We start from the raw sequence: 18,773 nt of genomic DNA on the forward strand, positions 1-18,773 counted from the left end.
CGATGGACACGCTGCCCGAGGGCGCCTGGCTGCCCATGGTCTTCGCGGGGCTGATGGGCCTCGCCATGCTGCTCTACGCCGTGCTCGACGGCTTCGACCTCGGCGTCGGCATCCTGCTGCGCGCGGTGCCGGAGGAGGAGCAGCGCGACCGCATGATCCACTCCATCGGCCCGTTCTGGGACGCGAACGAGACCTGGCTGGTGCTGGGCGTCGGGCTGCTGCTGGTCGCTTTCCCGCTGGCGCATGGCATGATCCTCACCGCGCTCTACATCCCCGTCCTGCTCATGCTGGTGGGGCTGATCGCGCGCGGCGTGGCCTTCGAGTTCCGCACCAAGGCGCCGGAGTCGCAGAAGCCGCGCTGGGACCTCGCCTTCCAGGGCGGGTCATTGCTCGCCGGCTTCTCGCAGGGCTGGATGCTCGGCGCCTATATCCTGGGCTTCGCGCCGGGCTGGGGCGCCTTCGTCTTCGCCCTGCTGTGCGGCGCCTTCGTCTGCTCGGGCTACGCGCTGATCGGCGCCTCCTGGCTCGTGTGGCGTACGGAAGGCGCGTTGCAGGAGCGCGCGGTGCGCTGGGCGCGGATCGCCCTGATCCTGACCGGCATCGGCGTCGTCGCCGTGTCGCTCGCCACGCCCTTCGCCTCGCCGCGCATCATGGAGCGCTGGTTCGCCTTCCCCGAGATCCTCGGCCTCGCCCCCATCCCGGTGGCAACGGGGGCGCTGTTCCTGGTGGTGTTCCTGTCGCTGCGCCACCTGCCGCGCCGCGACCACGCGCTGGACTGGGTGCCCTTCGCGGCCACGGCGGGCATCTTCATCCTGTGCTTCCAGGGCCTCGCCTATTCCTTCTGGCCCTATGTGGTGCCCGACCGGCTGACCATCTTCGAGGCCGCCTCGGCGCCCGAAAGCCTGCTGATCATCCTGGTTGGGGTGCTGGTCGTGCTGCCGGTCATCCTCGCCTACACCGTGCTGGTCTGGCGCTGGTTCGGCGGCAAGGCGCAGGCGTTGAAGTACTACTGAGCGGGTCAGGTCGTGGGCGAGCCCTGGCCCACGTCCCGCGAACCGGCGCGGATGGTGACACGGCCTTCGGGCAGCGGAATGAACTCCTTCTCGTCATCCGCCACCGCCCCGAAGCGCCCCTCCGTCCAGTCGCGCTTCGCCTGCTCGATGCGATCGCGCGAGGAGGACACGAAGTTCCAGAACAGGAAGCGCGGCCCGTCCATCGCCGCGCCGCCCAGCAGGAGCAGGCGCGCCCCCTCGGAACCGGCATGGAGCGACAGCCGGTCGCCCGCGCGGAACACCAGGAGCCGCCCGGCCTCCCATTCCTGACCCGAGACGCTCACCATGCCGCGCACCAGATAGGCCGCGCGTTCCTCATGCCCATCGGGCAGCGGCACGGCGGCGCTGGGAGCCAGGACGACGTCGGCGTAGAAGAGCGGCGAGGACACGGCGACCGGGGAGCGCAGCCCCCAGCCCTCCCCGGCGACGAGGCGCAGCGTCATGCCGCCGTCCTCGACAAAGGGCAGGGCCTCCGCGCCGTGATGCGCGAAGGCGGGCGCCGTTTCTTCCGCATCCTTGGGCAGCGCCACCCAGGACTGGATGCCGAAGAGCCGGTTCACCTGCCCGCGCTGCGCCTCGTCTGTGCGCTCGCTGTGGGCGATGCCGCGACCGGCGGTCATCCAGTTCACCTCGCCGGGGCGGATGGGCTGGCGCACCCCCAGCGTGTCGCGGTGCAGGATCTCCCCCTCGTACAGGTAGGTGAGGGTAGACAGGCCAATATGCGGGTGCGGCCGCACGTCCAGCCCCTTGCCCGACAGGAACTCGCCCGGCCCCATCTGGTCCAGGAAGATGAAGGGGCCGACCATCTGCCGCTCGCGCGAGGGCAGGGCGCGGCGCACCTCGAAGCCGCCGACATCGTGCGCGCGGGGCAGGATCACCGTCTCGGGTCCAGGGGTCATGGCGGGCTCCTTCTTCCCAGGATGTGGGGCGGTTCGGCTTCTTGCGAGGCTCGCCATCCTGGCACGGGACGAGACCGGGCGGCAGGGAAGTTCTGCAACCCTTCATCTTGCCTTGCGCCTTATCCCGGTGTTTGGGTTTCCCCGGAGCACGAATGGATCGCAAGGCCACAGAAACTGCAGCACAGGGCGCGTCCGCCGCGGCGTCCCCCTTCGACCTGGAGCTGCTTCGCCTGGCCGTGGACGAGACGGGATGCAATTTCGCGGTCTTCGACCGGGACCGCTACCTCGTCGCCCACAGCCGCTCCTACGCGGAGCTGCATCGCGAGGCCTTTGCCCGGCTGACGCCACCGCTGCGCTACGACGACCTCATGCGCGTCACGCTTTCGCTCGCCCGCCCCGGCGAGGACCTCGAGGCCGCGGTGCAGGAGGCGATCCGGGTCCATGAACGGAACGAAGGCGCCTATGAGCGGCGCTACCCGGACGGGCGCTGGATGCGCGTCGTCAAGCGCACCCTGCCGAGCGGGCATGTCGCCGGCTTCGCCATGGACATCACGGAGCTCAAGCTGGCCCAGGCCGCGGCGGAACAATTGGCCGTCGAGGACCCGCTGACCCACCTGCCCAACCGCCGCGGCTTCCATGCGCTGTTCGCCCATGCCCTCGCGTCGGGGCGGGGCGGGATGCTGCTGCTGGTGGATCTCGACCGCTTCAAGGCGGTGAACGACAGCCAGGGCCACGCGGCGGGCGACGCTGTGCTGGCGGAGGTCGCGCGCCGCATGCGCGCCTCGGTGCGGGCCGGCGACGTGGTGTGCCGCCTGGGCGGGGACGAGTTCGCGCTGCTTTGTGCCGGCATGGCGGAGGGCGAGGCGCTCGACCTCGGCCGCCGCCTGGTGTCCCTGCTGGAGCAGCCTTTCCCCCTGGGCGAGGGACGCGAGGCGCGGATCGGCGCCAGCATCGGCGTCGCGCCGCTGGCCGCCGCCACCATGGAGGAGGTGCTGCGCCGCGCCGACCGTGCCCTCTACCAGGCCAAGGCGGCGGGGCGTGGCTGCGTGCGCGCCGACGACGCGCCAGAGCCGCATCCCCGTTAGCGGTTGACCCAGCCGAATTCCCATGAGGAAGACGATGCCGAGGGAGTTCGCGGCGATCTTCGCGTCACGAGCGGTGCCACTGATCATCGTTCTTTGAGGCCCGCCCCAGCGGCGCGTGGTGCAAGCCCGAGTGCTGCGGGCGAAAGGCGTCTCGTTGCGCTTGATGGGCACGGCGGGACGTCGCGCGGGCAATGGGCGGCCAACACCCACTTGCCTCTCCGAAAGCAAACCTGACGCCACCACACGCTTCAGTTCGGGCGTGAGCCGCGCGGCGCTTCGTCGATGCTTTCCGGATTCTGTGCGTGTCGTGCCGATCGTGTGTTATGACCGGATCAGAAAATTCATGTCTTGTTTCATCATTTGAGCTTGGCATTCGGATGGCACATCGATGAACCAGCACGCATCGGTTTCAAACGTTCGTTGGCTGCCGAACTACGTCAAGACGTTTGGCCCACTGCAGGGATCCGGCCTGCTTTGGCACATGGTCCGACTGGACAGGGCTGGCTCCCCAAAGGCCGTCGCGGTCTCTGTGCCAGGACTCGGAAAGGTCTGGATGCGGGCCGCCACCCGCGATCATTCGATCTTCCAGCAGGTCTGGGTCAAGCGTGAGTACGATCTCGCGCGGGCGGCTCCGCACCAGTTCTCTGCTCTCATGGAGACCTACCGGGCAGCGCTCGCCCAAGGTCGTCGTCCCCTGATCCTGGATGCGGGCGCGCATGTCGGGATGAGCGTGCTGTGGTGGCGACGCCTCTTTCCCGAAGCGAGGATCGTCGCGATTGAACCATCCTCGGCCAATCTGGCAATTCTTCGACAGAACGTGGCTGACGAGCCGGATGTCCTGGTCTTGCACGCCGCTATAGCAGGCAGCCCTGGCCGTCTCCGCGTTGCGGATCCAACCGCGTGTGGTTCGGCAATCCGTTTCAGCCCCGAGGGCAAGGGTGAAGACGTTCCGGCTTTGACGGTCGCGCAGATCCTGGAGAAGGTGGGCGCGGACGAAATCTTCCTGGCCAAGATCGATATCGAAGGTGGAGAGGCAAGCCTGTTTGCCGGGGAACTGGGTTGGCTGGACCGCACACAGGCACTTGTCGTGGAAACCCACGACTGGCTTTTCCCGGGGGAGGCGACAAGCAGGGCCTTGTTTGCCGCCATTTCGACCCGCTCGTTCGACTTCCTGACGAGTGGCGAGAACGTCCTTCTGTTCCGCACCTGATGTGGGTGGCCGCCGATGCGGGCAGCAGCGGCGTTTGACCGATCAGGCGTCAACAGGCTCTAGCGCCGGGCGGGCGGAGCGCTGAGCGCCGCGACCTCCTCCGGCTCCGCGCCCAGCTCGCCGAGAATGGCCGCCGTGTCCTCCCCGAGGCGGGGCGCCAGGCGGCGCACCGTGCCGGGCGTGCCCGAAAGGCGCGGCGTTGGCGCGTGCATCACCACCTCGCGCGCCCCGTCCTGGGCCCGCACATAGACGCCGCGCCCGGCGACATGCGGATCGGCGAGAAGCTCCGCCGGCCCCAGGATCGGCCCGACCGTGACTCCCTCGGCGCGGAACAGAGCCAGGCAGGCTTCCTGCGTCATGCCGCCGATGAAGCGGCCGAGGATGGCGTCCACCTCCGCGTCATGGGCCAGCCGCGCGGCGTTGTCGGCGAAGCGCGGATCCTCGGTCAGCGCCGCCTCGCCGATCGCCGCGAAGATGCGGCGCGCCATGGCCTCGGTGGAGCCGGACAGCGACACCCACAGCCCGTCGGCGCAGCGATACACTCCGCGCGGCGAGGCGATCTTGGCGATGCGGGGCGCATCCCCCAGCGCGGCGCGGTTGGTGACGTCCGGCCCCATGATGGAGGCCATCGGCTCCAGCAGGGACAGGTCCACCACCTGCCCACGCCCGCCGCGCACCTCCACCTCGCGCAGCGCGGCCGCGACGGCGAAGGCGCCGGACAGGCCGGTCACCATGTCGGCCAGCGCCATGTTGGGCAGTTCCGGCGTGCCGTCCGGCCGGGCATGGCGTTGGGCGAAGCCGCTGAAGCCCTCCACGAGGCTGCCGAAGCCCGGCAATTCCCGGTAGGGACCGGTCTGGCCCCAGCCGGAGATGCGGACGACCACGAGGCCCGGATTCTCCGCATGCAGCGCCTCCGGCGCCAAGCCCATCGCCTCCAGCGTGCCTGGGCGGAAGCTTTCCACCAGCACCTGCGCCGAAAGGACAAGGCGGCGCAGCCAGCGTCCCGCCTCCGGGTCGCGCAGGTCGAGGGCGAGGCTGCGCTTGTTGCGCCCATAGGCCTGCCACCAGCCGTCGAAGCCGCCTGGATGATCCGGGTGCCGTTCCCGCCAGGCGCGCAGCGTGTCCCCGGCGCCGGCCGGCTCCACCTTGATCACCTCCGCGCCGAAATCCGCGAGCTGCAGAGTCAGCATGTTGCCGGCGACGAGGCGCGACAGGTCCACCACGCGCACCCCGGAAAGCGGGCCGGTGCGCGACGGGTCAGGATGGACGACCGGCAGGCTCATTCGAGGCGCAGGTCGAGCTGCCGCACCAGGGCGCGCCAGGCCGGCTCCTCCTCGCGCAGCCGGGCGACGAATTCCTCGCGCCCCTCGCGCAGGATCTCGGTCTGCGAGGCCTGGAAGCGGGCCGCCACCTCCGGGTCGGCCAGGGCGCGGTCCGTCGCCGCCGCGAGGCGCGCGACGCGGTCCTCCGGCGTTGCGCGCGGCGCGAAGAGCCCGCCCAGCACGGCGATGGGCGGGCCGGGAAGCCCGGCTTCCGCGAGGGTCGGCACGTCGGGCAGCGCTGCCTCGCGCCGCTCCCCCGTCACGGCCAGGGCGCGCAGCCTTCCGCCCGCGATGTGCGGCATGGAGGCGGTGAGGGAGTCGGCGGCAAAGACCACCTGCCCGCCGATCAGGTCGGTGAGCGCTGCGCCGCTGCCGCGATAAGGGACGTGCACCGCCTCCACCCCCGCGCGGCGCAGGAAGGCCTCGGCCGCGAGATGCGTCATCGTGCCCACCCCGGCCGAGGCATAGGCGGTGCGGTCCCGCCGCAGCCGCGCCACCAGCTCCGCCAGGGTCGCGGGCGCGCCCGGCGCGGTGGAGGCGAGGATGGCGAAGGGCGCGCGCAGCACCGGGGCCACGGCGGTGAAATCCTCCATCGCGTAGCGGAGGTTCGGGTTGATCAGCGGCAGCACCAGCAGCGCGGCGGTGGAGGAGAAGATGATCGTGTTTCCGTCCGGCTGCGCGCGCGCCACGGATTGGTGAGCGATGGCGCCGCCGCCGCCCGTCCGGTTCTCCACCACCACGGGCTGGCCCAGCGCGGCCCCCATGGGGCCGGCGAGCAGCCGCGCGCTGATGTCGCTGCCCGAGCCCGGCCCCTGGGCGACGACCAGGGTGACGGGGCGGCCGGGCCAGGTCTCGGCCTGGGCCAGGGCCGGCAGGCCGAGGGAAAGGCCGGCCAGGGCGGCGCGGCGGGACATGGGGGTCACGGATTTTTCCTCTCGATCGGCCAGGCGCTCACCGCGCCCGGGCCAGCACCTTGCGCGCGCGGTCCACCACCGGCAGGTCGATCATCGCGCCCTCGAAGGCGACGGCGCCGCGCCCTTCCGCCACCGCCTGCTCGAAGGTGGCGATCAGGCGCCGCGCCCGGTCCACCTCGGCCGGGGAGGGGCCGTACTCCTCGTTGATCGGTGCGACCTGCGAGGGGTGGATGCAGGCGGCGCAGCCGAAGCCCAGCCGCCGCGAGCGGTGCAAGGAGGCGCGATAGGCGTCGAGGTCGGAGAAATCCGCGAAGGGACCGACCGAGCCCATGGGCAGGACGCCCGCCGCGCGCGCCGCCGCCACCACCTGCATGCCGAAGGCGTAGAGCGCATCAGCCCCCGGCTCCGCCTCCAGCTCCGTGCACAGATCCTCCGCGCCGACGCCGATTGCCGCGACGCGCGGATGGGCGCGGGCGATCTGAGGAAGCAGCGGAAGCGACTCGGCCGTTTCCACCACGGGGATCAGCCGCACCTGGCCTTCGGGGATGCCCAGCGCCGCCTCGCGCCCCGCCACCACCTCGGCCAGCAGGCGCACATGCTCCGGCCCCATCGCCTTGGGCAGCATCAGCGCCGAGACCTCGGGCAGCACCGCCGCCTCGATGTCCGGCACGGCCACCTCCAGCGGCCGGTTGATCCGCACGCAGACTTCCGGCCCGCCGCCGCGCACGAGCCGCGCCGCGCCGGGCAGGGCTTGGCGCGCCGCCGCCTTCTCGCCGGGCGGGATGCTGTCCTCCAGGTCGAGGATGATGACGTCCGCGCCGCGCGTATGCGCCTTGGCGACGAACTTCTCCGCCGTCGCCGGCACGAAGAGGAGGGAGCGCCAGTTGGGGGCGGTCCTCACGATGCGTCCTCGAAGGCGGCGCCGGTTTCGATCATGGTGGCGATGCTTTCCTCGTCATGGCCCAGTTCGCGCAGGATGGCGCGGGTGTCGCGGCCCAGCCGCGGCGCGGGGAGCGTTTCCTCCCGCATGCCGCCGCCGAAGCGGTTGGCGATGCGCGCGCGCCGGATGCGCCCTTCCGTCGGGTGGTCGTCCATCTCCCAGAACCCGACCTCGTTCAAGTGCGGGTCGTCGAGCAGGTCTTCCAGCCGGCTGTAGGGGGCGGCGGGCACGTCGGCTTCCGCCAGGATTTCCAGCCATTCCGCGGTCGTCTTCTCGCGCAGCGCGGCGGCGCGGATCTCGAAGAAGGCGGCGGCGTGCTCGCTGCGCGCCTTGGGCGTGTTGAAGCGCGGGTCGTCCTTCAGCTCCGGCCGTCCGATCGCGGCGAAGAACGCGAAGGCCTGGCGGTTGTCGTTGGGATGGGCCGTGATGTAGCCATCCTTCGTCGGCAGCGGGCGGTAATAGGGGCTGAGCAGCCGCTCGTCGCCCGCCTGACCGAGCGGGGGGTCGAAGGTGGCGGCGCCCAGATGCTCGCTGGCGACGAAGCTCGCCATGTTCTCGAACATCGGCACCTCCACCGCCTCGCCCACGCCCGTGCGCTCGCGGCGATACAAGGCGAAGCCGATGCATTGCGCGGCGACGAGGCCGGCAATGTGGTCGGTCATCACCATGGGCACGAAGCGCGGCTCGCCCGTCGCGCGCTCGAAGGTGCCCGCGACGCCGGACAGGGATTGGATGACCGGGTCGTAGGCCGGGCGGTTGAAGTAGCGCCCGCCGCGCCCGAAGGCCTGGATGGAGCAGTGGATGAGGCGCGGGTTCAGCGCGGCGAGCGTCGCGAAATCCAGCCCCGCGCGCTCCAACCCCGCCGGGCGCACGTTGCTGACGAAGACATCCGCCTGCGCCAGCAGCGCCCGCAACGCCGCCGCGCCCTCCGGCCGCTTGATGTCGAGGCCGATGCTGCGCTTGTTGCGGTTGAAGTTGATGAACTTGCCGCTCATCGCCGGGGAGCGGCTGCCGGCGGCCAGGTAGCGCAGGATGTCGCCGCCCGGCGCCTCAACCTTGATGACATCCGCCCCCTGGTCGGCGAGGGTGCGCGTGCAGATCGGGCCGACGACGACGGTGGTGAGGTCCACCACGCGCACCCCGTCGAGCGGCCCGCTCATGCGAAGCGCAGCTCCATCTGCGCGCAGAGCGCGCCGTCCTGGCCCGCCACCCAGGCCGCCATTGCGCCGTCGGCGACGGCATGCCCTGCCAGCGTCACCGTGTCGCCTACGGAGATGGGGCGGGTGAGGCGCGCGGTGAAGCTGTCCAGGCGCTGTCCCGCCGCCTGCGCCACCGCCGCGTCGAGCAGCAGCTGCATGGTCAACCCGCCATTCTGCACGGTCGCGGGATAGCCCTCCACGTCGCGCGTGTAGTCAGCGTCGTAGTGGATGCGGTGCGCGTTCCATGTGATGGCGGAGTAGCGGAAGACCAGCGTGCTCGGCAGGAATCTCTGCACGCTCCAGGCGGCGTCCGTCGGCGCGGGCGTGCCGGTGTTGACGGGCGAGGCGGTGCCGGGCGGGACCGCCTCGCGATACACCGCGTCGAACTCGTCCACCGCCACGGGGCGGTCGCCGACGCTGAAGGAATGGCGCATGGTGAGCACGCAGATCGTGCCGGTGCGCGCCTGCTTAGGCTCGATCGCCGCGACCTCGGCGCGCTTGGAGAGCACCTCGCCGACGCGGAACCCGCCATGAAGCTGGACGCGGCGCCCCGCGCCCATGCGCCGCGCCAGCGGGATGGGCGGCAGCACCACGCCCGGCGCCGGGTGGCCATCGGCGCCGATCTCGCCCTGGCGCGCGGATTCGGCGCAGAACAGGCTAAACCAGTGCGCCGGCACCTCCGCCCCGCGCGGGAAGGCATCGGGGTCCATGTCCAGCATGGCGGCGATGCGGCGCATGGTGGCCCGCGTCACGTCATCCTCGACCGTCCAGCTTCGGCCGAGCCACGCGTCGCGAACGGCGGCGACGCGGATGTCGAAATCCGCCGCGCTCATGCGCGGCCACCCAGCGCGGCGAGGCCGGGCAGGGTTTCCAGCCGCGACAACTGGTCCAGCAGCGCCGAGCCGCCATTCCAGCCGCGCGTGCAATCGGCGAACTTGGCGTGAAGCTCCGCCTCCTCCATCGGGTTCAGCGCCGCGCCGCGCGGGAAGCGGATCTCGCCGCTGTCCAGCACCTCGCCCTTCGTCGTGCGGAGAACCACGCGGTCCGTCTCGGCGAAGGCAGGCTCCAGCGGGCAGCGCGTGTCGCGGGTGGCGATGCGAACCTTGGGGAAGATCGCGCGCACCTCCGGCCGGGCCACGAAGCCGTCCGTCAGTTCGCCCAGGCCGACATTGCGCGCCACCACGGCGGAGGCGACGGCGAATTCGAGGCTGAACTTCGCTTCCAGCCCCGTGCGCGGCGCGTGGTTGCGCAGCATGGCGGCCTGGGTCTCGCCGATGCTCGCCTCCACCGAGGCCACCTCCTCGGGCTGGAGGTCGTGGCGGGACACGAGGTCCAGCACGCCGTCGATGGTGCGGTGGGTGGCGTAGCACATGGGATAGCGCTTCACGTTCAGCCCCACCTCGCGGATGCGCAGCGCCCCGCCCAACGTCGCCGGCGCCTCGCGATCCACCCGGCCCTTGGGCGACAGCGCGGCCAGGAAGCCCGCGCGATGCTCCATCGCGTCCGGCGAGGCGGAAAAGCCCCGCGCCGCCAGCCGCACCGCCTCCACCGCTGAGGCGGCGGCGCGCCCGGCATGGAGCGGCTTGGTCATGCTGCCGAAATTGGCGACGAGCCCGCCGGCCATGCTGCCTGCCAGCGCCACGGCCTGCGCCGCGCGGGCGGCGTCCATGCCGTGCAGCGCGGCCAGCGCCGCCGCCGCGCCCACCGTGCCGAACACGGCGGTGGGGTGCCAGCCCTTCTCGTGCAGCGGGTCCGGCTCGCGCGCGATCAGCTCTCCCCAGACCTCATAGCCCACGAGGTAGGCGGCCATGGCGCGTGCGCCGTTGGCGCCGATGCGTTGCGCCTCGGCCAGGATGGCCGGGACCAGCACGGTGGAGGGATGCCCTCCCAGCGCCACGTCGTCGTAGTCGAGGGCGTGCGCCGCCGTGCCGTTGAGCAGCGCAGCGTCGGCCGAATGGGCGCGCTCCGCCCCCAACAGCACGGAGGCCTCGGCGGCGCTGGCGCCGCGCTCCGCCAGGTGCTCGCGCAGCAGCGCCACGGCCGGCTCGTCCCGCCCGGCGATCATCGTGCCCAGCGTGTCGATGAAGGCGGAGCGCAGCAGCGGCAGCAGGTCCTCGGGCGGCGCCGTGGGGGCGCTGGCCACATAGGTGCCGATCGCCTCCGTCAGTCCGGTCATGGCCTTTCCCCTTTCAATAGGTGCGCGGCATGCCGAGCACGTGCTCGCCCACATAGGCGAGGATCATGTTGGTGGAGATGGGCGCGGTCTGCAGCAGGCGCGTTTCGCGCCACTTGCGCTCCACGTCGTATTCGCGGGCGTAGCCGAAGCCGCCATGGCATTGCAGGCAGGCCTCCGCCGCACTCCACGACGCCTCGGAGGCGAGGAGCTTCGCCATGTTCGCCTCCGCGCCGCAGGGCAGGCCGGCATCGAACAGCGCGGCGGCCTTGCGGATCATCAGCTCGGCGGCTTCCGTTTCCACATGGGCGCGGGCGATGGGGAACTGCACCGCCTGGTTCTTGCCGATGGGGCGGTCGAACACCACGCGCTCATTCACGTAAGCCGAGGCCTTGCGGATGAACCAGCGCGCATCGCCCAGCCCTTCGGAAGCGACCAGAACTCGTTCGGCGTTCATGCCGTCCAGGATGTAGCGGAAGCCGCGCCCTTCCTCGCCGACCAGGTTCTCCGCCGGGACGCGAAGGTTGTCGAGGAAGACCTCGGTGGTGTTGTGGTTGATCATCGCGGGCAGGGGACGGATCTCCATCCCCTTGCCGAGCGATTCGCGAATGTCCACCAGGAAGACCGACAGGCCTTCCGTCTTCTTCTTCACTTGGTCGCGCGGGGTGGTGCGCGCCAGCAGCAGCATCAGGTCGGAATGCAGCGCGCGGCTGGTCCAGACCTTCTGGCCAGTGACCACGTAATGATCGCCCTCCCGCACCGCGCGGGTGCGCAGGCTGGTGGTGTCGGAGCCGCTGGTGGGCTCGGTGACGCCAAATGCCTGCAGGCGCAGCGCGCCGCTGGCGATCCCCGGCAGGTAGCGACGCTTCTGCTCCTCGCTGCCGTGCCGCAGCAGCGTGCCCATGATGTACATCTGCGCGTGGCAGGCGCCGGCGGAGCAGCCGCTGCTGTGGATCTCCTCCAGGATGACGGAGGCGGCGCGCAGCGGCATGCCGGAGCCGCCATACTCCTCGGGGATGAGGGCGCCGAGATAGCCGGCCTCCGTCACCGCGCGCACGAATTCCGTCGGGTATTCCTCGCGCATCTCCAGCTCGCGCCAATAGGCGCCCGGGAAGCCCGCGCAGATGCGGCGCACGCTGTCGCGGATCTCTGGATAGTCCTGCTCGAGGGACATGAGGGCGCTGCCGCCCGTCGCATTGAGGTCCATCTTCTATCGTCCCTTGAAGGCCGGCTTGCGCTTCTCGTTGAAGGCGCGCACGCCTTCGATGCGGTCCTCCGTGTCCACCAGCCGGTTATAGGCCTCGATCTCGAAGCGGAAGGCGGAACGCATGTCCATCTGCAAGCCGAAATGGATGGATTTCTTGGCCTGCCGCACGGAAAGCGGCGCGTTGCCGGCGATGACCCGCGCCGTCTCCATCGCCGCCTCCAGCGCCGCGCCCGGCTCCACCAGGCGGTTCGCCATGCCCCATTCCAGCGCCTCCTCCGCACTGAAGGGGCGGCCGGTGAGGATGATCTCCTTGGCGCGCCGCTCCCCCACCGCGCGGGGCAGCGTCACCGTGCCGGTGCCGCCGGGCATGATGCCGATCGTCACCTCGGTCAGCGCGAAGCGCGCGGTGCGGACGGCGTAGATGAAGTCGCAGCCCAGCGCCATTTCCAGCCCGCCCGCGAAGGCGTGGCCGTTCACCGCCGCGATCACCGGCACCGGGCAGTCATGCAGCGCCCAGTAGGAGCGCTCGAAGATCTCGTGCTGGTGCTTCCATTCGGCGACGCTCATGCCGTTGCGCTGCTTCAGGTCGCCGCCGCCGCAGAAGGCCTTGTCGCCCGCGCCGGTGAGGATGGCGCAGCGCACCTTGCCCGGCTCTGCCGTCAGCCGGGTCCAGACCTCCAGCAGGTCCAGGCCCATCTGCGTGTTGAGGGCGTTGGACACCTCGGGGCGGCTCAGCCGGACCACCATCACCTCCGGCGACGGATGCTCGATCGCCAGCGTCTCGAAGGATGCGCTCATGCGGCGTTGCCTCCCAGCAGCGCGTTATCCGCGCCGCGCGCCGGCACCGGGCCGCGTGGCTCGGGCCGGGTTCCGTCAAAGGAGACGGGCAGGCCGATGGCCTGGACGCCCGTGCCCGGCAGGGATTGCAGCAGGCCGAGCGCCGCCGTCTGCGGATGGCCCAGCATCGCGCCCACATCCTGCACCGGGGCGCAGGGAATGCCGGCCGCGTCGAGGCGCCGAATCCACTCGGCATTGGGGCGCTTCAGCATCTCCGCTTCGATCATCGGATACAGCACGTCCTGATGCGCGACGCGGTCGGGGTTGGAGCGGAAGCGCCCGTCCTCCAGCCAGTCCGGCCGTTCCAGCACGCCCGCCAGGGCGCGGAACAGCGCATCGTTGCCGGCCGCCACCACCAACTCGCCATCCGCGGTGCGGTAGGCGCGATAAGGCACGATGCCCTGCGCGCCCGAGCCCTGCCTTTCCGGTGCCTCGCCGGAGGACAGGTATTGCGCCACCGGAACGCTCATCCAGGCTGCCGCCGTCTCGAACAAGGACACGTCCACCACGCCGCCGATGCCGGTGGTAGCGCGGCGCTGCAGCGCGGCCAGGATGCCGATCACGGCCCACATGCCGGTGCCCATGTCCACCATGGAAACGCCGACGCGCACCGCAGGGCGTCCCCTCTCGCCGGTCACGCTCATCAGCCCGCCAAAGGCCTGCATGAGCGGGTCGTAGCCCGGCGCCTGCGCCAGCGGGCCGGTGCGGCCGAAGGCGCCGAGGTTGCAGCAGACCAGCGAGGGCTTCGCCGCCAGCAGCGCCTCTGCGCCCAGGCCGATCGCCTCCGCCTGGCCGGGGCGCATGTTCTGCAGCACCACGTCGCCGCGCTCGAGGAGCAGGGCCTTCAGCCGCGCCATCGCCGCCGCGTCGCGCAGGTCGAGGCAGAGGGAGCGCTTGCCACGATTCAGCGTCTGGAAGATCGCGCTCTCGCCTTCCCAGAAGGGCGGGCCCCATCGCCGCGCATCGTCGCCGGCGGGCTTCTCCACCTTGATCACCTCCGCCCCCATGTCGCCGAGGATCTGCCCGGCAAAGGGCGCGGCGACGCTGTGGCCGAATTCGAAGACGCAAAGGCCCGCCAGCGGCAAGGCCGCGCCCGGTGCGCGCTGTCCTGTCATGCGGAGCGGCCCGTTCCCATCCCAATTCCTTGCCCGAAGCTTCGGCCCGGCCCCGCGTGGCGTCAATCACAGGCCCAGGACTTCCGGCCCGCGCGGCGGCCCGACTAAGCTGGCCCCGGCGCCGCATCCGTGGCGCAAAAAGGGAGGACGCCGCGCCCACGAAGGTGCGGCGCATGGAGGACGTGCCATGGAACGCAGAACGATGTTGCGCGGTGCCGCGCTTGGTTCCCTCACCCTGGCGGGCGCCCTGCCGCGCGAGGGCGCGGCGCAAAGCTATCCGAACCGCCCGGTCCGCATGGTGATCCCCTGGCCACCGGGACAGGCCACCGACATCATCGGGCGCCTCATCGCACAGTCACTCTCGCAAAGCCTCGGCCAGTCCGTGGTGCCGGACAACCGGGCGGGGGCAGGCGGGACGATCGGCACGGACAACGTCGCGAAGTCGCCGCCCGACGGCTACACGCTGCTCGCCGGTTCCTCCGGCCCGGTCAGCATCTCGCCGCTGCTGCGCCGCCTGCCCTTCGACGCAGAGCGCGACCTGGCGCCCGTCGCCATGGCCGGCAACTCGCCCTACCTGCTGGTGATCCGCCCCGGCTTCCCGGCGGAGGACATGGCCGGCTTCATCCGAGCGGTGCGCGCCGCGCCGGGGCGCTACAGCTTCGCCTCCTCCGGCATCGGCGCCACGGCGCATCTGGTGGCGGAGGCGATCAACCGCCGCCTCGGCCTCGACGTCACGCACGTGCCCTTCACCGGCAGCGCGGCGGGCGTCCAGGCCGTCGCGGGCGGACAGGTGGACTATGTGGTGGAGACGCTGGCCGCCACGCAGCCCGTCATCCGCGCCAGCAACCTCAAGGCGCTCGGCATCTCGCTGCTCGATGGCAGCAAGCTGGCGCCGGAGGTGCCGCCGCTGTCGCGCGTGCCGGGGCTGGAGGGGATGGATCTCGGCGCGTGGCTCGGGCTGATGGTGCCGTCGCAGACCCCGGCGCCGATCATCAACCGCCTGGCCGAGGCGATGCGCGAGGCGATGCAGAATGCCGAAGTGGTGTCGCGCATGGAGATCGCGGGGGTGGAGCCGGTCTACAAGGATGCGGAGGGCTTCGCCGCCCATCTGCGCGAGCAGCGCGAGGTGTTCAGCGACGTGATCCGCCGCGCCAATATCCGCATCGAGTGAACGACCTCAGCGGCGCCCGGTCACCACGCGGGCGCCGCGCGTGGCGTCCCCCAGCGCCATGGCGGCGATGGCGGCGGCGATCTTCTCGCCGCCCCGCGCGCTCGGCTCGATCGGGTTGGCGTAATCCCCTGCCTCGTTGCAGATCAGCCGGAGGTCCAGCAGCGCGACGCCGCGCAGGAAGCATTCGCGCAGGATGATGTCGTTGAAGAAGGCGAGGGCGGTGACGGCGCGCCGCTGCCGGTCCGCGTCGAGAAAGCGCGGGTCGTAGATGGTGCAGGCCGCGACCGGCACCCCGTGCGCCAGCGCCGCGTCGAGCATCGCGCCGTAATCCTGCCGGAACGCCCCGCGAAGATCGGCGAAGAGGTCGAGCGACTCCGCCACGAGGCGGGAAGGCCGGCCGAGCATCCATTCCTGGCCCAGCGCGTCGTTGCCGCCCACGCTGACCACCAGGTGCGTCGTGCCTGCGGGCAGGACGGCGATCTGCCGCTGGACGCCGCGCACCACGGCGCCGTCCACGGCCACGAGGCTCGCCCCGGCGCCCGTGGGCAGCGCCGCACGCAACTGCCGGACCACGTCGGGCTGGCCCGGGACATAAACGCCGTTGTCGAAGACCGAGTCGCCGGCCAGCACGATGTGGGCCACGGAAAACCTCCTGGCGCCCGGCGGGGCCTCGTCCTGGCGGCGCGGCTGCCTGCTTCTGCCGCCCCGGCCCGCCTCGTCAGGCGCCGCAGCGCAGGCGCGCCCAGCTATAGGCAGGGGAAAGCTCGCCGGATTGCGCCGTGCGCCAGCGCCAGGTTTCCAGCAGCACCATGCCCGTCTGCTCAAGCGTCACCAGGGTGAAGGCGGTCTGGGGACCGGGCTCGGCCTCTGAGGGCGCCTCCAGCCCTGCGCCGTAGGAGACGCCCGGACGCGCGGCGCGGAAGCTGGTCCGCGGCGCCGGTGCCTGGCCGGTGCGCGGCTGGGCCGCCACGACATGACGTTCCGGGCCGTCGCCCAGAAAGGCGAGGCCGATGGATGCGGCCTCGGCGGGGGCGCGGAGCCCATCGGACTGCACGACGGAACAGTCGGTCAGGGCCGGCTGCTGCGCGGCCCGGTCCTGCGCGGCGGCACCCGCGGCGAGGAGCGGGACGGTGGACAGGGCGAGGAGGAGACGGCGGGGGTCGCGCATGGGGACGTCACTCCGGAGTGGCTCACGAATGCACGAACGCCGGAGCGGCCTGGAGGAAACATGGACTCCCGCGGATGGCGCCTGGAGGCCGGTCCGACGCCGCGCCGGGGCTCGCTCCGCACAGGTGATGGACCAGGAGGGCCGGGCCGCCTAACGTCGGCACCATTCCCGCATGATGCCGCCGCATCGGGGTTTCTCGCTTCTCGGGGTGATCGAGATGGAATGCCCGCATGCGCTGCCGCGCCGCGGATGCGGGGAAGCCGCCGCGTGACCTTGCCGCTGCTGCTGGTGGTCTGGCTCTGCTGGGGCCTCAGCTATCCCTTCATGTCCTGGACCCTGGAGGCGGTGGACCTCGTCACCGCCCGCCTGCTGGCCAATGCCGGCGCCGGGGCCTTGCTCCTGCTGCTCTGCCTGCGCGCCCCGGGGCGGCGCCTCCTGCCGCATCGCGAGGAGTGGGGCGGCGTGCTCGCGCTCAGCCTGCTGATGATGGTCGTCTTTCCCTTCGCGCTGATCGCCGGCGTGATGCTGGTCGGGCCTGGGCAGGCCGCCATCCTGAACTACACCATGCCGCTCTGGGCCTCGCTGCTCGCGGTGCCCGTGCTGGGTGAGCGGCTCGACCGACGCACGGTGATGGCGCTCGGCCTCGGGCTCGTCGCCGTGCTGCTGGTGCTGGTGGGCACGGCGGGTTCCGGGGGGCCGAGCGGCCTGGGCGTGACGCTGGGCCTCGCGGCGGGTGCGACCTTCGGCGCGGGCACGGTGCTGAGCAAGAAGCTCCGCTTCCGCAGCCCGGTGCTGCTGGTCACGACCTGGCAGCTTCTGCTGGGGACGCCGCCGGCCTTCGCGGTGTGGCTCGCGCTTCGCGAGCACACCTACCTGCATCCCGATGCGGGGCGCGGGTTGTTCGGCCTGTTCTACATGGTCGTCTTCTCCAACGCCCTGGCCTACGCCGCCTGGTTTCCCGTGGTGGCGCGGCTGAAGGCGAGCGTCGCCAGCCTTTCGCTGCTGGTCGTGCCCTGCCTCGGCGTCGCCAGCAGCGCCTGGCTGGTGCAGCGGGAGATCGGCGCCTTCGACGTGGCGGCCCTGGCCTGCGTGCTGGGCGCGATCGCCCTGGTGGTCCGGCGGCCTCCCGAGGCGCCTCGTCCGGGCGGATGAGGCCCGCGCGGGCCGTCCTATTCGGGCCTGACGCCGGCCTCGCGGGCCACGCGGCCCCAGGTCGCAAGCTCCTCCTCCACCTGACGCGCGAATTCGGCCGCCGGCCCGCCGGCCGGGGTGATGCCCTGGGCCCGGAGGCGGTCCGCGACGGCGGGGCTCCTCACCGCGCGCGACATGGCGGCGTTGAGCGTGGCGACCAGCTCCGGCGGCATGCCGGCGGGTCCGAAGGCCGCGTACCAGTTCACCGCCGTCAGTCCCGGATAGGTTTCGCTCATCGAGCGGACCTCCGGAAGCACGGGGGAGCGTTCCAGCCCGCCGATCGCGATGGCGACCATGCGCCCTTCGGCGATGTGCGGGAGCGAGTTGACCAGGTTGTTGATCATGGCCTGCACCTCGCCGCCCAGCAGCGCCGTGGTGGCCGGCGCCGCCCCGCCATAGGCGACATGCGTGATGTCGATCCCCGCCATGGCCTTCAGCCGCTCCATGGCGAGGTGGTTGTTCGTGCCGTGCCCCGCGGAGGAATAGTTGAAGGCGCCCGGCCGCTCGCGCACGCGGGCGACGAACTCGGGCAGCGTCCGGACGCCGAGCGAGGGATGCGCGACGAGCACGAAGGGACCGTCGGCGAGGCGGATGACCGGCGTGAAGTCGCGCTGCGTGTCGAAGGGCAGGTTGCGCAGCACCGCCGGGTTGATGACGTGCGAGTTGGCGGTGATCAGCAGCGTGTGGCCATCGGGCGCGGCGCGCGCGACGACCGCGCTTCCGGTGCTGCCGCCGGCGCCCGGCCGGTTCTCCACGACCACGGGCTGGCGCCACTCCGTCTCGAGCTGGGCCGCGACGGCCCGTGCGATGGCGTCGGTCGGCCCGCCCGCGGCGAAGGGCATGACGATGCGGACGGGGCGGGCCGGGAAGGACGGCGTCTGCGCGCGAAGCGTGCCCGGCTCAAGCAGGGCGGGCGTGGCCACGGCAAGGGCCAAGAGGTCGCGTTTCGTGTGGGGCATCCCATCACTCCCAGGGGGGTTTTGCCGGGAGGGTGCCATGATCGCCATGCGCGTCGCCACAGGCTGCGGCCGGGCGGGCTGCTCGGACGGGACGGCCGATTGCCGCAGCGCGTCGCCCATGCGCGGCCGCTCGGTGCGGGAATGAGCCTTGAGCGAGAGGCGGCACGGTCGATGCCTCGCCTCGCCGGCCGGACATCGGGCCCCTTCAGGGCTTAAAGCGCCTAACAGAACTGGGTTCTGAGCGTTGGGGCTTCCATGGCGAAGCCTCTTGTTTCCGACGAGTTATGGGCGGCGGTGGCGCCGCTGTTGCCGCGTGAGCGACCCAAGCTAA

The 18,773-nt window shown here is 71.6% G+C and carries 18 protein-coding genes; 5 read left to right on the plus strand and 13 right to left on the minus strand.

The window, feature by feature from the left end; all coding sequences use genetic code 11:
- Window positions 1–2 precede the first annotated feature (2 nt).
- On the plus strand, window positions 3–1,013 hold the full coding sequence (locus OF850_RS14580) for a cytochrome d ubiquinol oxidase subunit II (protein WP_301590992.1): 1,011 nt from the start codon (window positions 3–5) through the stop codon (window positions 1,011–1,013).
- A gap of 5 nt (window positions 1,014–1,018) precedes the next feature.
- On the opposite strand, the gene OF850_RS14585 is transcribed toward OF850_RS14580, so the two are convergent.
- Window positions 1,019–1,951 (minus strand): pirin family protein, encoded by a 933-nt coding sequence (locus OF850_RS14585; protein ID WP_301590994.1) that lies wholly within the window; start codon window positions 1,949–1,951, stop codon window positions 1,019–1,021.
- Window positions 1,952–2,103: 152 nt separating this feature from the next.
- On the opposite strand from OF850_RS14585, the gene OF850_RS14590 reads away from it, so the two are divergent.
- Both OF850_RS14590 and OF850_RS14595 read left to right on the plus strand, forming a co-directional pair.
- On the plus strand, window positions 2,104–3,036 hold the full coding sequence (locus OF850_RS14590) for a sensor domain-containing diguanylate cyclase (protein ID WP_301590995.1): 933 nt from the start codon (window positions 2,104–2,106) through the stop codon (window positions 3,034–3,036).
- A gap of 553 nt (window positions 3,037–3,589) precedes the next feature.
- Window positions 3,590–4,246: an FkbM family methyltransferase gene (locus OF850_RS14595; RefSeq protein ID WP_301590996.1), complete on the plus strand. Its 657-nt coding sequence runs from the start codon at window positions 3,590–3,592 to the stop codon at window positions 4,244–4,246.
- A 59-nt stretch (window positions 4,247–4,305) separates the two neighbouring features.
- Here the strand turns inward: OF850_RS14595 and OF850_RS14600 are convergent, their stop codons facing one another.
- From OF850_RS14600 to OF850_RS14640, 9 genes are read right to left on the minus strand one after another with little or no spacing between them, the layout of a single operon-like run.
- Entirely contained in the window at window positions 4,306–5,529 is a 1,224-nt protein-coding gene (locus tag OF850_RS14600; protein ID WP_301590997.1) for a CaiB/BaiF CoA transferase family protein, read from the minus strand.
- Complete coding sequence (locus tag OF850_RS14605; protein ID WP_301591018.1) at window positions 5,526–6,482, minus strand: Bug family tripartite tricarboxylate transporter substrate binding protein; 957 nt, start codon at window positions 6,480–6,482, stop codon at window positions 5,526–5,528. The genes OF850_RS14600 and OF850_RS14605 overlap by 4 nt, the downstream gene beginning before the upstream one ends.
- Window positions 6,483–6,519: 37 nt before the next feature.
- On the minus strand, window positions 6,520–7,383 hold the full coding sequence (locus OF850_RS14610) for an HpcH/HpaI aldolase/citrate lyase family protein (protein ID WP_301590998.1): 864 nt from the start codon (window positions 7,381–7,383) through the stop codon (window positions 6,520–6,522).
- The gene (locus OF850_RS14615) at window positions 7,380–8,582 is read right to left on the minus strand and encodes a CaiB/BaiF CoA transferase family protein (RefSeq protein WP_301591000.1); all 1,203 of its coding nucleotides are present in this window, start codon (window positions 8,580–8,582) and stop codon (window positions 7,380–7,382) included. The genes OF850_RS14610 and OF850_RS14615 overlap by 4 nt, the downstream gene beginning before the upstream one ends.
- On the minus strand, window positions 8,579–9,454 hold the full coding sequence (locus OF850_RS14620) for an FAS1-like dehydratase domain-containing protein (RefSeq protein WP_301591001.1): 876 nt from the start codon (window positions 9,452–9,454) through the stop codon (window positions 8,579–8,581). The genes OF850_RS14615 and OF850_RS14620 overlap by 4 nt, the downstream gene beginning before the upstream one ends.
- On the minus strand, window positions 9,451–10,797 hold the full coding sequence (locus OF850_RS14625; protein WP_301591003.1) for an MmgE/PrpD family protein: 1,347 nt from the start codon (window positions 10,795–10,797) through the stop codon (window positions 9,451–9,453). Before OF850_RS14625 ends, OF850_RS14620 begins: the two co-directional genes overlap by 4 nt.
- Before the next feature lie 13 nt (window positions 10,798–10,810).
- Window positions 10,811–12,001 (minus strand): acyl-CoA dehydrogenase family protein, encoded by a 1,191-nt coding sequence (locus tag OF850_RS14630; protein WP_301591004.1) that lies wholly within the window; start codon window positions 11,999–12,001, stop codon window positions 10,811–10,813.
- Between the two features lie 3 nt (window positions 12,002–12,004).
- Window positions 12,005–12,799 carry an enoyl-CoA hydratase/isomerase family protein gene (locus OF850_RS14635; RefSeq protein ID WP_301591005.1) on the minus strand — a complete coding sequence of 265 codons (795 nt, stop codon included), beginning with the start codon at window positions 12,797–12,799 and terminating at the stop codon, window positions 12,005–12,007.
- On the minus strand, window positions 12,796–13,953 hold the full coding sequence (locus OF850_RS14640) for a CaiB/BaiF CoA transferase family protein (protein WP_301591006.1): 1,158 nt from the start codon (window positions 13,951–13,953) through the stop codon (window positions 12,796–12,798). The genes OF850_RS14635 and OF850_RS14640 overlap by 4 nt, the downstream gene beginning before the upstream one ends.
- A gap of 187 nt (window positions 13,954–14,140) precedes the next feature.
- On the opposite strand from OF850_RS14640, the gene OF850_RS14645 reads away from it, so the two are divergent.
- The gene (locus OF850_RS14645) at window positions 14,141–15,124 is read left to right on the plus strand and encodes a Bug family tripartite tricarboxylate transporter substrate binding protein (protein WP_301591007.1); all 984 of its coding nucleotides are present in this window, start codon (window positions 14,141–14,143) and stop codon (window positions 15,122–15,124) included.
- Between the two features lie 6 nt (window positions 15,125–15,130).
- Here the strand turns inward: OF850_RS14645 and OF850_RS14650 are convergent, their stop codons facing one another.
- Window positions 15,131–15,766, minus strand: a complete 636-nt coding sequence (locus OF850_RS14650) for an SGNH/GDSL hydrolase family protein (RefSeq protein WP_301591008.1) — start codon at window positions 15,764–15,766, stop codon at window positions 15,131–15,133.
- A 76-nt stretch (window positions 15,767–15,842) separates the two neighbouring features.
- The gene (locus OF850_RS14655; RefSeq protein ID WP_301591010.1) at window positions 15,843–16,292 is read right to left on the minus strand and encodes a hypothetical protein; all 450 of its coding nucleotides are present in this window, start codon (window positions 16,290–16,292) and stop codon (window positions 15,843–15,845) included.
- A 267-nt stretch (window positions 16,293–16,559) separates the two neighbouring features.
- Between OF850_RS14655 and OF850_RS14660 the strand changes: the two genes are divergently transcribed.
- Window positions 16,560–17,444, plus strand: a complete 885-nt coding sequence (locus tag OF850_RS14660) for a DMT family transporter (protein WP_301591011.1) — start codon at window positions 16,560–16,562, stop codon at window positions 17,442–17,444.
- A gap of 17 nt (window positions 17,445–17,461) precedes the next feature.
- On the opposite strand, the gene OF850_RS14665 is transcribed toward OF850_RS14660, so the two are convergent.
- Window positions 17,462–18,442 (minus strand): Bug family tripartite tricarboxylate transporter substrate binding protein, encoded by a 981-nt coding sequence (locus OF850_RS14665; RefSeq protein WP_301591012.1) that lies wholly within the window; start codon window positions 18,440–18,442, stop codon window positions 17,462–17,464.
- Window positions 18,443–18,773: the final 331 nt, after the last annotated feature.

This window comes from Sabulicella glaciei (genome assembly GCF_026183895.1).
In the GTDB taxonomy this organism is placed as follows: domain Bacteria; phylum Pseudomonadota; class Alphaproteobacteria; order Acetobacterales; family Acetobacteraceae; genus Roseococcus; species Roseococcus glaciei.

What these genes read in the sequence shown, in the direction of transcription:
- OF850_RS14580 (WP_301590992.1), top strand. Translation starts at nt 3, where the DNA reads ATGGACACGCTGCCCGAGGGCGCCTGGCTGCCCATGGTCTTCGCGGGG.
- OF850_RS14585 (WP_301590994.1), bottom strand. Translation starts at nt 1,951, where the DNA reads ATGACCCCTGGACCCGAGACGGTGATCCTGCCCCGCGCGCACGATGTC.
- OF850_RS14590 (WP_301590995.1), top strand. Translation starts at nt 2,104, where the DNA reads ATGGATCGCAAGGCCACAGAAACTGCAGCACAGGGCGCGTCCGCCGCG.
- OF850_RS14595 (WP_301590996.1), top strand. Translation starts at nt 3,590, where the DNA reads ATGCGGGCCGCCACCCGCGATCATTCGATCTTCCAGCAGGTCTGGGTC.
- OF850_RS14600 (WP_301590997.1), bottom strand. Translation starts at nt 5,529, where the DNA reads ATGAGCCTGCCGGTCGTCCATCCTGACCCGTCGCGCACCGGCCCGCTT.
- OF850_RS14605 (WP_301591018.1), bottom strand. Translation starts at nt 6,482, where the DNA reads ATGTCCCGCCGCGCCGCCCTGGCCGGCCTTTCCCTCGGCCTGCCGGCC.
- OF850_RS14615 (WP_301591000.1), bottom strand. Translation starts at nt 8,582, where the DNA reads ATGAGCGGGCCGCTCGACGGGGTGCGCGTGGTGGACCTCACCACCGTC.
- OF850_RS14620 (WP_301591001.1), bottom strand. Translation starts at nt 9,454, where the DNA reads ATGAGCGCGGCGGATTTCGACATCCGCGTCGCCGCCGTTCGCGACGCG.
- OF850_RS14625 (WP_301591003.1), bottom strand. Translation starts at nt 10,797, where the DNA reads ATGACCGGACTGACGGAGGCGATCGGCACCTATGTGGCCAGCGCCCCC.
- OF850_RS14630 (WP_301591004.1), bottom strand. Translation starts at nt 12,001, where the DNA reads ATGGACCTCAATGCGACGGGCGGCAGCGCCCTCATGTCCCTCGAGCAG.
- OF850_RS14635 (WP_301591005.1), bottom strand. Translation starts at nt 12,799, where the DNA reads ATGAGCGCATCCTTCGAGACGCTGGCGATCGAGCATCCGTCGCCGGAG.
- OF850_RS14640 (WP_301591006.1), bottom strand. Translation starts at nt 13,953, where the DNA reads ATGACAGGACAGCGCGCACCGGGCGCGGCCTTGCCGCTGGCGGGCCTT.
- OF850_RS14645 (WP_301591007.1), top strand. Translation starts at nt 14,141, where the DNA reads ATGGAACGCAGAACGATGTTGCGCGGTGCCGCGCTTGGTTCCCTCACC.
- OF850_RS14655 (WP_301591010.1), bottom strand. Translation starts at nt 16,292, where the DNA reads ATGCGCGACCCCCGCCGTCTCCTCCTCGCCCTGTCCACCGTCCCGCTC.
- OF850_RS14665 (WP_301591012.1), bottom strand. Translation starts at nt 18,442, where the DNA reads ATGCCCCACACGAAACGCGACCTCTTGGCCCTTGCCGTGGCCACGCCC.